The sequence below is a fragment of the Cupriavidus cauae genome (assembly GCF_026210475.1).
Classification (GTDB): domain Bacteria; phylum Pseudomonadota; class Gammaproteobacteria; order Burkholderiales; family Burkholderiaceae; genus Cupriavidus; species Cupriavidus cauae.
Genome location: NZ_CP080294.1, coordinates 1,714,666 through 1,728,683, shown reverse-complemented (window position 1 = coordinate 1,728,683; position 14,018 = coordinate 1,714,666). Strand labels below are relative to the sequence as shown.

Sequence of the window (14,018 nt, the reverse complement as noted above, 5' to 3'; positions counted from 1 at the left end):
TCAACCGCGCACCCGCCGCGGGTTCTCCCGCGCTTCACGCCATTCGGACCGCACCGGGGCGACCGGGTGACGACGCCCGGCAAGGGCGGCGTGCGCAGGCTTCGGGCACGCGAGGGCGCGATAGAAGGCGACTTCCAGATCGTCGGCGCCGAGCGCGCGCGCCTGCGCCGCGAAGGCAATCAGGTCCGAAGGCGCTGCCGGCATGGCCGCGGCCTGCCGCAGCAGCCTGCGCTGCTCGGACCGATACCGCTGGCGGGCCGGCATGTCGGCCGCGGCGGCATTGGCCCGTTGGCGCGCCACATCGAGCCGTGCACGCAGCATCGGCAGCGCGACCTCATCGGTCACGGAGGAATCGATTCCGGCCAGCAGCGTTTCGGCGTCCTCCAGCCGGCCCTCGCGCGCAAATTGCTCGGCCAGCTCCGCCACCAGCGCGGCATCGGGCGGCGAGACACGCAGCCAGGCCCGCAGATAGTCGAGCGTCGCTCCATCCATCGAGCGGCCCGCATGCAGCCCTTCGCCGAGCAGCCGCTCGCGCAGCGGCTCGCGCGGGAACATCAGCGCGAGACAGATCGTCACCGCGGCCACGATGGCGGTGGCGAACGCCGGAGGCAGCAGGCGTTCGCGCGGCGCATCGGCAGCGGCTGCGGCCGCGCGATCCGCGCGCGCGGCATGCAGGCCGCCCACCGGGGGCGTCCCGGTGGCGCCGGCCCCCGACGTCAACGGCCCCTTGCGTGCCGCGTCTTGCTTCCCCATGGTTTCCCCGTTTTGTTGCCTCGACGACGCGGCGTCGTCGCTCCCCCGGCCCGGATATGAATCTTGTAACTACGAGCCGAATCCTAGCGAACGGTACAAAAAGGGAATGTCAACAATTGTCAAACGTGGCATGCCGCACACGCGCGGTTCGACGCAATCAGTAGAATCACCATCAACAAAAAAGCTACACACAAGCCGTGCCTCGATGCGCGGCCTCGCTGCGGGACCGCGATTGCATCTGGGATCAGGCTGCGCCCATCTGGGCGCCGACAACACAGAGCCATGCCACGGACCGCAGCTTCGGGAATGTCGACGGCGTCATCCGGGTCAAGCTCTCTGACATGAATTCGCGCTGCGCCGGCCATGCCCGCGCGCGCATTGCCTTACACCACTGGCGTCGCGATCCGCTCGCGCGCCGACAGGGAGACGATTGCATGTCGCCGGATTTACCCACTGCCTATCTGACGTTGCTGGTGCTGTTCGCCAGCACGCTGGGCATCTCGATCGGCCTGCGCTATGGCGCCGCGCAAGCGGGCCACCGTGCGCGCTGGACCGACGCCCATGCGCTTGCCTCGCTGGGCGGCATGGCGCTGGCCCTCGGCGCGATCGCGCCGGCGCCGCTGTGGGCCGTACTGGCACAGTCGCTGTGCCTCGGCGCCCAACTGATGCTGGTGCGCGGCCTGGCCGCGAGCGGCATGGCGATGGCCCCGCATCATCTGCGTGCGATGGTGGCCGGCGGCGTCGCCTCGGTGGCGCTGCTCGGGCTGATCGCCACGGTGCAGGATGCCGTGATGGCCGAGCGCGCGATCCGCACGCTGGGCCACGCGATCACCGCGCTGGTGGTCTGGCAGGCGCTGCGCCTGCTCAACCGCGAGCGCCGCTCGCATACGATCGCCCATTCGCTGGTATGGGTCGCCTGCTGCGCGCAACTGGCGGCGCAGGCGCTGTGCCTGGCGCTCGCGCTGGCCGCCGGCGGGGCCGGTGCCTGGAGCGCGCTGCGGCCCGACGAGCCGGGCATGCTGGCCCAGGCGCCGCTGCTGCTGATGCTGATCGCGGTGCTGTCCGGCGTGGTCGGTTTCACGCTGCTGAGCGCGGAGCGTCAGCTGGCCGAGCAGCGTGCGCGCGCCCGCCTCGATTCGCTGACCGGGCTGTTCCATCGCGGCGCGCTTGACGACGCGGCGATGACGCTGGCCGCCGAGGCCGCCCGTACCGGCAAGCCGCTGTCCTGCCTGGTGATCGACGTCGATCGCTTCAAGCAGGTCAACGACCGCGCCGGCCATCAGGCGGGCGACCAGGTGCTGAAGCGGATCGCCGAGACGCTGCGCCGCGCCTGTCGCGCCAGCGACGTGGCGGCGCGCTTCGGCGGCGAGGAGTTCTGCCTGCTGTGCCCGAACACCGGCGAGGAGGAAGCCGTGCTGCTGGCCGAGCGCATCCGGGCACGCATCGCGGCCATCGCACTGCCGGAAGACATCGGCGGGCATGCCAGCGTCAGCATCGGCATCGCGCTGGCGCAGCACGCCGGCGATGCGCGCCGCAGCTGGGAGCGTCTGTTCGCCGAAGCCGACCGCGCGCTCTATCTCGCCAAGCGCGAAGGACGCAACCGGGTGATTCACGCCGCCGCGGGCGCCGGTATTGCGGCCAACGCGGCCAATGTGGCCAACGGCGCGAATGCCGCCAACGCTGCCAACGAGGCCGCCGAACCGGCCGCGTGGAGCGTGGCGTGCGGCGTGTCGGTCAGCGGCTGAGCGCGACCGAGCGCGACCGAGCACGACAGAGCACGACAGAGCACGACAGAGCGCGACTGAGCGCGGCTGAGCGCGGCCGGCGCGCAGCCCGACGCGCGCTACGACGCCCGTTGTCCCTCGCTCCTTCGTCACCGCACCTTCGCTGCGGACCGCTGCCCTGGCAGCGCCGCAGCAACGCGCCGGCGGCGCCCTAGCGCGCCCCGCCCTGCGCGTAGAAATTCGCCAGCGCGCGGGCGTCCGCTTCGCCCAGCCGCTGCGCGATGCCGCGCATCGCGCCATCGTCGTCGTTGTGGCGGCTGCCGGTGCGGAACGCATCGAGCTGCTTGGCCAGATAATCCGCGGGCTGCCCCGTCAGGCGCGGCAACAGGAAGCCCTGTCCCTCGCCTTCCACGCCATGGCAATTGGCGCAGGCCGGCAGCGCGCGCCCGTTGTCGCCGGACGCATGCAGCGTCAGGGCCGCCGATTGGCCATCTTCGGCCAGCGTCAACGACGGTGCAGGCTGGGCCGCGTAGTAGCGGGCCACCGCCGCCACCTCGTCGTCCTTGAGCGCCTTGGCGATCGGCGCCATCACCGGATCGACGCGCCGGCCCTCGCGATAGTCGAACAGCTGCTTGGCCAGATACTCGGCGGGCATGCCGACCAGCGACGGAAACGCGCCGGCCGGCACCGCGGCGCCCGCCGCTCCCGGAGAGCCTCCCGTGGCATGGCACGACACGCAGGCCATCGCCCCGGCGCCATTGCCGCTCGCGGCGATCGTCGCGCCGCGCTTGTCGGCGTTCTTGTCCTCGCTGTTGCCGGCCTCCTTGCCCGCGTCCTTGCTGGCCGCGAGCAACGCCCGCGACCACGCCGGTTCCTTCGGCAGGAAATCGGTCGAGCGCCGCACCGCCGCCTCGCTTGCCGCAGCCGCCGGGCCGGCCGGCGCCGATGCCGCGCCGGGCGCCGAAGCCTGGCCCGTTGCGCCGGGGGACGACGACGCCTGGCGCGGCTGCGGCCTCGGCGCAAACAGATCGGGCCAGACCTGGAACAGCAGCCCATACAGCGGAAAGGCGCCGATGCCGATCACCATGGCGCCCACCCACCACGTCGCGCGGCCGCGCTCCGCTTCCACTTCGTTCGGCGTGTTCATGTGATCAGCTTCCCTGGCGCCTTGACGTAGTCGCGCTTGACCGCGTCAACGATCCAGTACGCGGTGGCGCCGACCGTTCCGGTCGGGTTGTAGTTCGAGTTCTGCGGAAACAGGCAGGCCCCGGTGACGAACACATTGGGCACGTCCCAGCATTGGCCGAAGCGGTTGACCACGCTGTTGGAGGGATCGCTGCCCATCGCCGCGCCGCCGTTCAGGTGCGTCGACTGATAGCTGGTCGCGGTGAATGGCCGCTGGCGCGGCCCGGGCTCGGTGGCGACCACCCCGCGCATCGCCTTGCCGATCTGGTCGCCCTTCGCGGTCAGGAAAGCCGACAGCTTGATGTCATTGTCCGGCAGGTCGTAGGTGATGCGCAGCAGCGGCTGTCCCCAGGCATCGCGATAGGTCGGATCCAGCGACAGATAGCCGCCGCGCGTGGGCATCGCCGAGCCGGTGATGGTGATCGACGCCGAATGGTTGTAGTAGCGGCGCACGGCCTTCTTCCATTCGCTGCCCCAGGCCGGCGTGCCCTTCGGCGTCGGGTGGTAGCCGATCGGCGCGCCGCTGACCACCTGGATCTGGATATAGCCGCCGCCGACGAAACCGAGCGGCCCGTGGTCGAAGTTGTCGGCGCTGAAATCGTCGATCGTCACGGCCGCCGCGCCCGCGCCCATGAAGGGGTTGATATGGGTCCGTTCGTCGAAGAACAGGTTGACGCCCGAGGTGGTCTGGTGCGTGTAGTTGCGGCCCACCACGCCCTGGCCCGTGGCCGGGTCGTAGGGCTTGCCGATGCCCGACAGCAACAACAGCCGCACGTTGTGCACGCTGAACGCGCACAGGAACACCATGTCGGCGGGCTGGAAGAACTCCTGCCCGCTGCCATCGACATAGGTGACGCCGCGCGCGAGCTTGCGGTCCTTGTCGAGCTCGACGCGCAGCACCTGCGCCCCGGTGCGCAGCGCGAAGGTATCGAGCTTCATCGCGGCCGGCAGGATGCAGACCTGCGGGGAGGCCTTGGCGAAATGCTCGCAGCCGAAGTTCGAGCAGAATCCGCAGTAGACGCAGGCGCTCATCGGCAGCCCTTCGGTATTGACATAGGGCCGCGTCGACAGCGCCGATGGCTGGATATAGGGGTGATAGCCCAGCTTTGCGGCCGCCTCGCCGAACAGCGCCGAGGCGTGCGCGACCTTCATCGGCGGATTCGGATACGGCCGCGAGCGCCACGGCTCGAAGGGATTGCCGCCCGGCTGCACCTTGCCCTTCAGGTTGCCGGCATAGCCCGAGGCGCCGATCAGATAGTCGAAGCGGTCGTAGTACGGCTCGAGCTCGTCGTAGCTCAAAGGCCAGTCCTGCGCGGTCAGGTCCGCCGCGAAGATGCCCTTGCCGTAGCGGCGCTCGTAATGGCTGCGCAGCTTGAAGTCGGTCGGATCGAAGCGATAGTAGGCGCCGGACCAGTGATTGCCCGAGCCGCCCAGGTGCGTGCCCGGGTAGGCGAACTGCCAGCGCCGCATCGGCAGGGCGGTCTGGCTGGTGTTGTTGCGGAAGGTGAAGGTTTCGGTGGCGGTGTTCTGATGCAGCGCGTGCCGCCGCGTATAGCGCAGTTCGTCATGCACCGTCGGCGCCTGGAAGTCCGGAGAGGGCCACCGCGGCTCGCCGCGTTCGAGCATCACCACGCGATGTCCGGCGGCGGCCAGTTCCTTGCCGATGACCGAACCCGTCCAGCCGCCGCCGACGATCACGGCATCGACACGATCGAGGGTCTTGCTCATGGCCGCCCTCCCTTCGGTGCCGATGCGCCCTTTGCCGGCGACGATGCGTGCGAGCCGCCATGACCGGCGCCGTGCATGGTCCCATGCCCCGCGGCGCGCGCCATCGCGATCGACATCGGCGGCCGCACATAGGCCACGCCATGGCGCTCGATATCGTTGGAGTAGCTGGCATAGACGCCGGGGAAACCGACCAGCTTCCAGCCCGCCATATTGCGATTGCCGCCATGGATCGGATCGCCGAAGAAGCCCTCCATGGTGCCGTCGAGCAGCATCTGGAAGAAGACCTTGCCGGGCAGCGTGCCCAGTTCGATCTCGCTCTTCTCCAGCGCCGTCAGCAAGGCATCCTGTTCACGCGGCTGCAACTGCGAAAACGGCTTGCCGCCATGCCGCTTCGCGCTGACCTCGTCGATCGCGGCCAAACCCGTACGAAAGGCCTGCGCGGGCGTCAGCGCGAGCTGATAGCCCTGCTCCGGTGTGCCGGCCTGGAAGGGTCCATGACGATAGAAATGGTCCCCGCCGCCCCAGGCCCCAGCCAGCTGCCGATCGAGAAAATCGGTCACGCCCGCCTCTCGTGCGCCCGGCCCCAGTTCGTCGTTCGGAATCAACCGGGAAACGATGGCATCCACGGTAATTCTTTCGCGCGCATTGAAAAAATGGGACACGCCACCCGGATTGGCCGCCGCCGCGCTGGCCGGGCCCGGCGGCGCCGCCAGCGCACTATCGCCGACCAGTCCCGTTGCGGCGGCTCCGGCCGGCAACCCGGCCCCGAGGGCTTTCAAAAGCGTGCGCCGCATGGGCGTGAAGGGTTTCGTCATCGCTGCGCTCCTCGAAAAACCGCAGTCGATGCAAGAAGCGTGGCAAGACCACGCCGGGATCACCTGATATGGCGCATCCGCGCCCCTGGTACGGCCGTTGCCTTCGTCCGATGGGGGATGACTATAGGAGCCATACCATGACGAAGCGAAACTGGATTTCCGTTGCAACCTTGAGCGTCGCCATGCTGGGCGGCCTGGTGGCCGGCTGTAACCGCGGCGGCGACGATGCCGCCACTACCGACAGCAGCGCGGCAAGCGCGCCGATGGGCCCCGTCCCGAGCGACACCACCGGCAGCGCGGGTACCGGCACGGGCACGGGTACCACCGGCACTGGCACTGGCACCACCGGTTCGACCGGCACCAGCGGCACCACGGGCACCACTGGCTCGGCCGACACCACCACCGGCACCACCGGATCGGGCACCACCGGCGCCACCGGCACCACGGGTACCGGCACTGCTGGCTCGACGGGTACGGGCACGGGCACCGGCGCCGCCGCGGGCTCGGGCGGCAGCACCGATACGCGCACCGGCGCAAGCGCACCGCAGTAAGTTCCGCAGCAAGCCCTGAACGCTGGCGGACCCGCCGGCAACCCTTCCCCCTCTCTCCTCGGCCCCTCTCCTGCTCGCGGGAGAGGGGCGTTCGTTCGTGCTCGGGGCGCGTGGGCCGTGCGTTGGTGATCGGTGCGTTGGTGATCGCTGCGTTGGTGATCGCTGCGTTGGTGATCGCTGCGTTGGCGATCGCTGCGTCGTCGACGCGGCCGCACCACGTCACCCCGCATCGCCACGCCGCCTGGGCGTGGGCAGCATGATCGGCCGAGGCCGCAAGCGCCGTCCCTACGCCGCCTGGGCCGCATGATCGGTCGAGGCCGACAGCGCCTTCCATTGCTCGAGCTCGGCGCGCGCGGCATCGAGCTTGCCGCCGATATAGCCGAGCGCATCGGTGCCGGCCGCGAAGCGCAACGGCGCCTGCGGCACGGCGGCCAGCTCGACGATGGCCCGCGCCAGCTTGTCCGGGTCGCCAGGCTGCCGGTGGCTGTAGTCGTCATAGCCGCCGCGCAATGCCGCCGATGCCGACACGTAGTCGGGAATGGCCTCGGCCCCGTAGCGTACCGACGAGCCGTCGAGGAAATCGGTGCGGAAGAAGCCCGGCTGCACGATGGTGACCTGGATGCCGAAGCGCGCCACCTCCAGCGCCAGCGACTCGGAGAAGCCCTCGACCGCGAACTTGGCCGCGCAGTAGATCGACGCGCCTTCGAAGCCGACCATGCCGCCGATCGACGACAGATTGAAGATGCGGCCGGCGCGCTGGCGCCGCATCACGGGCAGCACCGCGCGGGTCACGTGCAGGGTGCCGTGGACGTTGGTGTCGAACTGCTTCAGTACATCGTCGGCGCTGTTCTCCTCGAACATGCCCAGCTGGCCGTAGCCCGCGTTATTGACCAGCACGTCGATGCGGCCGAAGGTCGCCACGGCGCGGTCCACCGCGTCGCGCGCCTGCGCCGGGTCGGTGACGTCGAGGCGCAAGGCCAGCAGACGCTCGCCGTGCCCCGGCAATGCCTGCTCGATGCGCAGCGGATCGCGTCCGGTCGCGACGACGTTGTCGCCGGCATCCAGTGCCGCCCTGGCGATGCACGCGCCGATGCCGCGCGCCGCGCCGGTAATGAACCAGGTCCTGTTCATGCTGAACTCCCGAAGTGTGGATCGATGGACTGTCGGCCTTGCCGGTGTACCGCAATGGCGCACGGCGACGACATGCGGCCATGGTAGGCAGCGTGCGCGGGCGCCCGTTAGACCAAAACTCGGCAGCGCTTGCCTGATTCTCCAGAGCGGTGCGTTGGCGCCGTCCTGCGCTCCCGCGGGCCCTTGTCCGCGCGCTACACTTGCGCGCATACCGGCCTTGCCCCTGTTCCTGGCCTCCAAATGGCGCCTGCGCTAACTGCACAGCACGATGATGCAGCGGGCGTAGAGCGATTCGGCGCCTTCATCCCGCGCCTGCCTGGCCATCGCTTCTGACGACCATGTCCATCCCCTTCGATCCAATGCCAACGTCGCCACGACCACACGAGCCCGAGCATGCCCGCCGCCAGCGTGAAGAACGCATGGCCGCACTGATCGGCCGCCTCGCGCCGGCGGAGGGATATACGATGTCCGCGCTCGACGCGGTCAAGTTCCTGCGTGCCAACGGCCCGCTGCCGCGCACGCCGGTGCTCTACGATCCCTGCATCATCGTGCTGTGCAGCGGGCGCAAGCGGGGGTTCTTCGCGGGGCGCGAGTTCGTCTACGACGCCCAGCATTTCCTGGTGCTGTCGCTGCCGATTCCCTTCGAGTCGCAGACCGAGGCCTCGCCGGAGGACCCGATGCTGGCGATCTCGATCCGCGTGGACCTGGGTGTGCTGGCCGAGCTGGCGTTGTCCGTGCCGGCATCGGCGTTGGCATCATCGGGGTTGGGGACACCCGCAGCGTCAGCGTCGGCGTCGGCATCGGCGTCGGCATCGGTGCCGGCATCGGTGCCGGCATCGGGGTCCGGGTCGGCGTTGGAGTTGGCGTCGCGGTCGGGTGCGGCGCCGGCGCCGGAACCCGAGGACGCGAGACCCGCCGAGGTAGCAGGCATCCAGTCGACGCCGCTCGACGACCGGCTCGGCGACGCCGTGGTACGCCTGCTCGAAGCGCTGACCTCGGACATGGAGGCCGCGGTGCTGGGCCCAGCGATCCTGCGCGAAATCTATTTCCGCGTGCTATGCGGCCCCCAGGGCGCGGCGCTGCGCGCGTCGCTCGCCTACCAGAGCAACTTCGGCCGCATCGGCAAGGCGCTGCGAATGATCCATGCCGGCTACGACCAACCGCTGTCGGTCGACACGCTCGCCAGCGCGGCGGCGATGAGCGTGGCGGCCTTCCACGCGGCCTTCAAGTCGGTCACCGGCACCTCGCCGCTGCAGTACATCAAGGCCACGCGGCTGCACAAGGCCCGCATGCTGATGATCCAGCAGGGCATGAATGCGTCCGTGGCGGCCAGCCGCGTCGGCTATGAAAGCCCGTCGCAGTTCAGCCGGGAATTCAAGCGGTTCTTCGGCCGCAGCCCGATCGACGAGGCCCGCGTGATGAAGGAAGCGATGGCGCTGCGCACGCGCGTGGATTGGGCGCGCGCCGCCTGAGCGCTTGCGCCCGGCGGCTGCGGCGCTCGCAGCGCCGGCAGCGCCTGCGGCGTTCGCGCGCAGCGGAACGGTCGCAATTGAGCGGTCGCAATTGAGCGGTCGCAATTGCACGGTGCCATTGAACGGTGCCATTGAACGGTGCAATTGAACGGTGCAATTGAGCGGTCGCAACTGAAGGCCGCAACTGAACGGCCGCGGCGGAGGGCCCGCACCGCGGATCAAGAGAATCAGGCAAGCCCGCCCGAGTATTCGGCATGGGCTTGCGCGCCCCGCCTTCGTACAGTGATGGCAAGCGATGGCATCGAGCGCCGAGCGGCGTTTTCCCGGGGAAATGCCGCATCGAACGCGCGCCGTCGCGAATCATTCCACCTTCACTGTACGGAGTACCAATCATGACTGCACAGCAAGACCAGCGCGACCTGGAAGGCCGCGTCGCCATCGTGACCGGCGCGGCGGGCGGCGTAGGACGCGCGACCGTCGAACTGCTCCACCGCCGCGGCGCGCGCGTGGTGGCCGAGGACATCAAGGACGCGGTCACCGAACTGGAGATCGACGGCGAGATCGTTGCCCTCACCGGCGACGTGTCGCAGGAAGCCACCGCACGCGCGGCCGTGGACACGGCGATGGCGCGCTTCGGCCGGCTCGACATCCTGGTCAATAACGCGGCCCGCATCATCAACCGCACGGTCGCCGAGATGACCGTCGACGAATGGGACCAGATCCTCGCGATCAACGCGCGCGGCATGTTCGTGCATGCCCGCGAAGCGCTGCGCGCGATGATCCCGGCCCAGCGCGGCGTCATCGTCAACGTCGGCTCCTACGCCAGCGTGGTCGCGCTGCCGACCATCGGGGCCTATGCGGCGTCCAAGGGCGCGGTGGCACAGCTGACACGGGTACTGGCGGCGGAAAACGGCCAGCATGGCATCCGCGTCAATGCGGTGGGTCCGGGCGATATCGTGACCGGCATTCTGGACGACCAGATGCCCAACGGCCGCGAGTTCCTGGCCGAGCACGGCAAGAACAACCTGCTCGGGCGCGCGGCCCAGCCCGAGGAAATCGCCGAGGTGATCGCCTTCCTGGCGTCGGACAAGGCCAGCTTCGTCACCGGGGCGCTGGTGATGGCGGATGGGGGGCATACCGCGGTTTGAGCGAGCCATGCCGGCGGCGCGGCGGTACGGCGCGTCAAACCTGCGAAGGCTCGTGCCGCCGCATCAGGGACTGGACCAGCGGGTGACCCTGGAAATGCTCCAGCAACCTTGTCTTCTGCGGATCCGTCAGCAGCGAATCCTGGATCATGGCTGGCCAGCGAGCCGCCGCTGCCGCAACGGTATGACGGATCGCTGCCGCTGCCGGCTTCTCCGGGATGCCCAGCTCGGCGCAGAATCGCCGGAGAACGGCCGGCCCAATGCCTGGCTTGGCAGCCTTGCCCTGCCGCGCGTCGCTCACCGACATGCGCGGCTTCTCGTTCAGAGCGGGAGGCAGGATGTGCAGCGCATGCCCGGTACGGCGGTTGTACGCGGAATAGCCGACGATGTCGTAGGCCGGCGGCAATTCCGGCGTGCGACCGTCGGGATAGTAGATGCCAATGTTCTTCAAGTGCATGTCGGGATTGCCCAGCATCTCGTTGACGACGATGCGCCGCAGCAGTTCATGCACGGCCGACTCGCCGAGCGACGGGAATTCCATCATCACGCCTGCCACATCGAGATAGCTTGCGCCAAGGTACTTCTGCTCTGGCATGACTTCGAGAATCTGCGCGAAGTCTTCGCAATGAATCCGCCCTTGCGGCGTGCGGTCATAGCGAATCACAGCGAGGAAATTGGTGCGGCTGTCGGCATCGCCAAGATCGTAACCATGCTCCACCGCCAGGGCCTCCAACGGGGCCAGGTGCGCTTCGGTGACATTGACTCCGGCTGCGCCGGCAAGCCGCAGCGACAGTTCCTCCAGCTCGGGCAACAGCGGCTGCCCGACTACCGGCAGCTTGGCGATGATGTGGGTGTCCTGCATCTTGGTCCGGCCCACATATCGCCCGCCCTGCCGGATGACGCCCACCTTCGGCTGCACCCCTGACAGCGAGACGCCGTCGTCCATCGGGTCGGCGGTCACCGACATTTCGACCGAGTCGGCATCCTGCGTGACATAGTGAGCCAGCTCGTCGCGCGTCAGTTCAAGAGGCCGCGCGTGGACGTTGCCCGGCAAATCCTTGCCGCAGGCCGCGAGCATCTCGAAATGGTCCTTCGGGTCGCAACCACGCTGCGCGGCGACATGATCGCGGAAAACGCCTTCGGGCAGCAGGTTCTGGAAGAACGCGGGCAGCAGCCAGCCATTGGAAGGGCTGAAGCGTCCGTTGAATAACGTTGAGCCGACGTCGGCCCACAGCGCCCGCTGCGCTTCGCGTTCGCGGGCCAGCATCGACAGGGAAACCACCGGCGCATCGCGCATGGCGGCAAATGCCTCGTCGGCCACGAAGCGATTGACGACCTGAGCATCGCCGAGCGCGTACTGGAACAGCACGCCTGCCCGAACCTTGCCGATGAAGATACCGACTGCTTTGACGTTCATGAATTGCCTGCCTGGGACTTGTCAGCTTCCGTCTTGCGCGCCGCAAGACGCTCCCGCGCCGCCTGCACGCGAGTCTTGACCGCGGGCGCTGTCGGCGTGAACGCGCCGTCCTGAGCCAGGCCGGCTGCCGCGCCCTTCGGCACGATGGCCAGTTCGTAGCCAAGGCGATCGAGCACAGCGAGCAATGTCGTGACTTTATAGTCACCTTCTCCGCTCAGCATGGAGGTAACCGTGCGGCGCGACAGACCGGTCCGCGCCCCGAGCTCGCTCTGCGTCAGCGAGAGCGCCTTCATGCGGGTTCGGAGCAGCGCGGCGATGTCAGGCAATGATCGCATGGTACTAAAGTAGTATATTTTCGAAAAATCATACTTCATTGCTCACTCGACGTCAAAAAAATGAGCAGTAAAGTAGGATAACTGGGCTTTATCCTACTTTACTGCTCACTCCGGCGAGCGCCTCGGTGTCGCCAGCCAATGGCTGGCCTGGCATCAGAAGCAGGTGCCGCCAGGCACCGCCGTACGAAGCTCGGCCTCACCCGCCGATATGCGGCCGATCCGACTGCATTCGGTCGCCTTGTTCATCCGGCGGCGATACCTGCTCGTTCATCACCTCGTTCGGGGTGGGGGCGGGCTTGTCGGCGGGTTTTGCGCCGGGCTTGCCGCCCTGCTGGCCCTGCTGGCCCTGCTGGCCCTGCTGGCCCTGCTGGCCCTGCTGGCCCTGCTGGCCCTGTTGGCCCTGTTGGCTTTCCTTGCCCTGCCTGCCCTGTTCCGCCTGCTTGGCGCTACCGGCCGGGTTGCTTTCCGACGGCATCGTATCGGCCTCGGCGGCCGGGTTCTGCCCGCGCTCCTGCGACAGCGGGCCCTTCTCCGGCGTCAGCGACTCGACGGACTGCGGGGCCACGGGGTTCGGAATCCCTGAAGATTTGTCCTTCATGCGCATCTCCGTTTGCAATGGGTAGCGGGTCGGGCCTGCAGCACGCCGCGACAGCGTGGCGCTGCGCCCCCTCCCATGGCGGACGCAAGACACATACCCGGACACACGCCCGGACACATACCCGGACACATGCCCGCCCCATGCGTGCGGATTCAGTCCACCGTCACCCCATTGGCCCGGATGATCTCGCCCCATACCTTGATGTCATCGCGGATCGTCGCCGCGAACGCCTCGCTGGTCTTTGCCCGCGGATTGGCCATGTTCATCAGCGCGAAGCGCTCGCGGATCTGCGGGTCGCCCAGCATGCCGTTGATCTCGGCGTTGAGCCGCTTGACGATCGGCGCGGGCGTGCCGGCGGGCGCAAACAGGCCGTACCAGCTGTTGGTATCGAATGGATAGCCCTGCTCGCGCATGGTTGGCACCTCGGGCGATACGGCGCCGCGGCGGCTGCCGCTGATCGCCAGCGCGCGGATCTTGCCGGAGCGGATCAGCGGCAGCGACGACGAGGTATCGACGAAGGCCACCTTGATCATGCCGCCCTGCAGATCGTTCAACACCTGTCCGACCGCCTTGTAAGGGACGTGGCGCATGCGCAGGCCGGCCTGCATCTTCAGCGCCTCCATGGTCAGGTGTCCGCCCGAGCCGATGCCCCAGGAGCCGTAGTCATAGGCATCGGGCCTGGCCTTCACGGCCGCGACGAACTCGCGCAGATTGCGTGCGGGGAAATCCGGCGTGACCACCAGGAAGTTGCCGCCCTCGCCCACCTGGGCCACCGGCGCCAGATCGCGCAGCGCGTCGTAGGGCAGCTTCGGCTGCAGCGTATGGTTGATAACGATCGACGCCGCATAGGTGAACAGCAGCGTATAGCCATCGGGCGCGGCCTTGGCCACGGCATCGACGCCGATGATGCCGGTCGCGCCGGGCTTGTTGTCCACCACCACGGTCTGCCCCAGCCGCTTGCCCAGCCGTTCGGCGATCACGCGCGCGAACAGGTCGGTGCCGCTGCCGGCCGAGGACGCGACCACCAGCCGGATCGGCCGCGACGGCCATGTATCGCTGGCCCATGCGGGCCCGGTGGCGAGCGGCGCGGCCACCAGGGCCATCAGTGCCAGCAGCGTTTGCCGCCGGCGGTCCGGCGACGCGAATGCCCTGGCGCTACCGTTC

Annotated in this window: 14 protein-coding genes; 5 read left to right on the top strand and 9 right to left on the bottom strand. The window is 68.6% G+C overall.

What is annotated here, in order from left to right; genetic code table 11:
- Positions 1-753 (bottom strand): hypothetical protein, encoded by a 753-nt coding sequence (locus KZ686_RS22965; protein WP_265633778.1) that lies wholly within the window; start codon positions 751-753, stop codon positions 1-3.
- A gap of 434 nt (positions 754-1,187) precedes the next feature.
- Between KZ686_RS22965 and KZ686_RS22960 the strand changes: the two genes are divergently transcribed.
- Positions 1,188-2,498 carry a GGDEF domain-containing protein gene (locus KZ686_RS22960; protein WP_265633776.1) on the top strand — a complete coding sequence of 437 codons (1,311 nt, stop codon included), beginning with the start codon at positions 1,188-1,190 and terminating at the stop codon, positions 2,496-2,498.
- A 190-nt stretch (positions 2,499-2,688) separates the two neighbouring features.
- On the opposite strand, the gene KZ686_RS22955 is transcribed toward KZ686_RS22960, so the two are convergent.
- Genes KZ686_RS22955 through KZ686_RS22945 form a run of 3 tightly spaced genes read right to left on the bottom strand, consistent with a single transcriptional unit; the run spans position 2,689 to position 6,016 of the window.
- The gene (locus KZ686_RS22955) at positions 2,689-3,624 is read right to left on the bottom strand and encodes a c-type cytochrome (RefSeq protein ID WP_226105974.1); all 936 of its coding nucleotides are present in this window, start codon (positions 3,622-3,624) and stop codon (positions 2,689-2,691) included.
- The gene (locus KZ686_RS22950) at positions 3,621-5,390 is read right to left on the bottom strand and encodes a GMC family oxidoreductase (RefSeq protein WP_226105975.1); all 1,770 of its coding nucleotides are present in this window, start codon (positions 5,388-5,390) and stop codon (positions 3,621-3,623) included. Before KZ686_RS22950 ends, KZ686_RS22955 begins: the two co-directional genes overlap by 4 nt.
- Complete coding sequence (locus KZ686_RS22945; RefSeq protein ID WP_265633775.1) at positions 5,387-6,016, bottom strand: gluconate 2-dehydrogenase subunit 3 family protein; 630 nt, start codon at positions 6,014-6,016, stop codon at positions 5,387-5,389. Before KZ686_RS22945 ends, KZ686_RS22950 begins: the two co-directional genes overlap by 4 nt.
- On the opposite strand from KZ686_RS22945, the gene KZ686_RS22940 reads away from it, so the two are divergent.
- The gene (locus KZ686_RS22940; protein WP_223819729.1) at positions 6,006-6,272 is read left to right on the top strand and encodes a hypothetical protein; all 267 of its coding nucleotides are present in this window, start codon (positions 6,006-6,008) and stop codon (positions 6,270-6,272) included. The two genes, KZ686_RS22945 and KZ686_RS22940, sit on opposite strands and share 11 nt — an antisense overlap.
- A 70-nt stretch (positions 6,273-6,342) precedes the next feature.
- Positions 6,343-6,756, top strand: a complete 414-nt coding sequence (locus KZ686_RS22935; protein ID WP_265633774.1) for a hypothetical protein — start codon at positions 6,343-6,345, stop codon at positions 6,754-6,756.
- 285 nt (positions 6,757-7,041) lie between these two features.
- Here KZ686_RS22935 and KZ686_RS22930 read toward each other — a convergent pair whose 3' ends face one another.
- Positions 7,042-7,887, bottom strand: a complete 846-nt coding sequence (locus KZ686_RS22930) for an oxidoreductase (RefSeq protein WP_226105977.1) — start codon at positions 7,885-7,887, stop codon at positions 7,042-7,044.
- A gap of 419 nt (positions 7,888-8,306) precedes the next feature.
- On the opposite strand from KZ686_RS22930, the gene KZ686_RS22925 reads away from it, so the two are divergent.
- Positions 8,307-9,359, top strand: a complete 1,053-nt coding sequence (locus KZ686_RS22925) for an AraC family transcriptional regulator (RefSeq protein WP_265633773.1) — start codon at positions 8,307-8,309, stop codon at positions 9,357-9,359.
- Between the two features lie 392 nt (positions 9,360-9,751).
- Complete coding sequence (locus KZ686_RS22920; RefSeq protein WP_265633772.1) at positions 9,752-10,507, top strand: SDR family NAD(P)-dependent oxidoreductase; 756 nt, start codon at positions 9,752-9,754, stop codon at positions 10,505-10,507.
- Between the two features lie 34 nt (positions 10,508-10,541).
- Here KZ686_RS22920 and KZ686_RS22915 read toward each other — a convergent pair whose 3' ends face one another.
- From KZ686_RS22915 to KZ686_RS22900, 4 genes are all read right to left on the bottom strand, one after another.
- Positions 10,542-11,921, bottom strand: a complete 1,380-nt coding sequence (locus tag KZ686_RS22915) for a type II toxin-antitoxin system HipA family toxin (RefSeq protein ID WP_149316143.1) — start codon at positions 11,919-11,921, stop codon at positions 10,542-10,544.
- Positions 11,918-12,295 (bottom strand): helix-turn-helix domain-containing protein, encoded by a 378-nt coding sequence (locus KZ686_RS22910; protein ID WP_265633771.1) that lies wholly within the window; start codon positions 12,293-12,295, stop codon positions 11,918-11,920. The genes KZ686_RS22915 and KZ686_RS22910 overlap by 4 nt, the downstream gene beginning before the upstream one ends.
- A 157-nt stretch (positions 12,296-12,452) precedes the next feature.
- Complete coding sequence (locus KZ686_RS22905; RefSeq protein WP_265633770.1) at positions 12,453-12,854, bottom strand: hypothetical protein; 402 nt, start codon at positions 12,852-12,854, stop codon at positions 12,453-12,455.
- A gap of 152 nt (positions 12,855-13,006) precedes the next feature.
- Positions 13,007-13,957, bottom strand: a complete 951-nt coding sequence (locus KZ686_RS22900) for a Bug family tripartite tricarboxylate transporter substrate binding protein (RefSeq protein WP_226106322.1) — start codon at positions 13,955-13,957, stop codon at positions 13,007-13,009.
- Positions 13,958-14,018: the final 61 nt, after the last annotated feature.

Coding starts and splice junctions, on each gene's coding strand:
- KZ686_RS22965 (WP_265633778.1), bottom strand. CDS start 753: ATGGGGAAGCAAGACGCGGCACGCAAGGGGCCGTTGACGTCGGGGGCC.
- KZ686_RS22960 (WP_265633776.1), top strand. CDS start 1,188: ATGTCGCCGGATTTACCCACTGCCTATCTGACGTTGCTGGTGCTGTTC.
- KZ686_RS22955 (WP_226105974.1), bottom strand. CDS start 3,624: ATGAACACGCCGAACGAAGTGGAAGCGGAGCGCGGCCGCGCGACGTGG.
- KZ686_RS22950 (WP_226105975.1), bottom strand. CDS start 5,390: ATGAGCAAGACCCTCGATCGTGTCGATGCCGTGATCGTCGGCGGCGGC.
- KZ686_RS22940 (WP_223819729.1), top strand. CDS start 6,006: ATGGCATCCACGGTAATTCTTTCGCGCGCATTGAAAAAATGGGACACG.
- KZ686_RS22935 (WP_265633774.1), top strand. CDS start 6,343: ATGACGAAGCGAAACTGGATTTCCGTTGCAACCTTGAGCGTCGCCATG.
- KZ686_RS22930 (WP_226105977.1), bottom strand. CDS start 7,887: ATGAACAGGACCTGGTTCATTACCGGCGCGGCGCGCGGCATCGGCGCG.
- KZ686_RS22925 (WP_265633773.1), top strand. CDS start 8,307: ATGGCCGCACTGATCGGCCGCCTCGCGCCGGCGGAGGGATATACGATG.
- KZ686_RS22920 (WP_265633772.1), top strand. CDS start 9,752: ATGACTGCACAGCAAGACCAGCGCGACCTGGAAGGCCGCGTCGCCATC.
- KZ686_RS22915 (WP_149316143.1), bottom strand. CDS start 11,921: ATGAACGTCAAAGCAGTCGGTATCTTCATCGGCAAGGTTCGGGCAGGC.
- KZ686_RS22910 (WP_265633771.1), bottom strand. CDS start 12,295: ATGAAGTATGATTTTTCGAAAATATACTACTTTAGTACCATGCGATCA.
- KZ686_RS22905 (WP_265633770.1), bottom strand. CDS start 12,854: ATGAAGGACAAATCTTCAGGGATTCCGAACCCCGTGGCCCCGCAGTCC.
- KZ686_RS22900 (WP_226106322.1), bottom strand. CDS start 13,957: ATGGCCCTGGTGGCCGCGCCGCTCGCCACCGGGCCCGCATGGGCCAGC.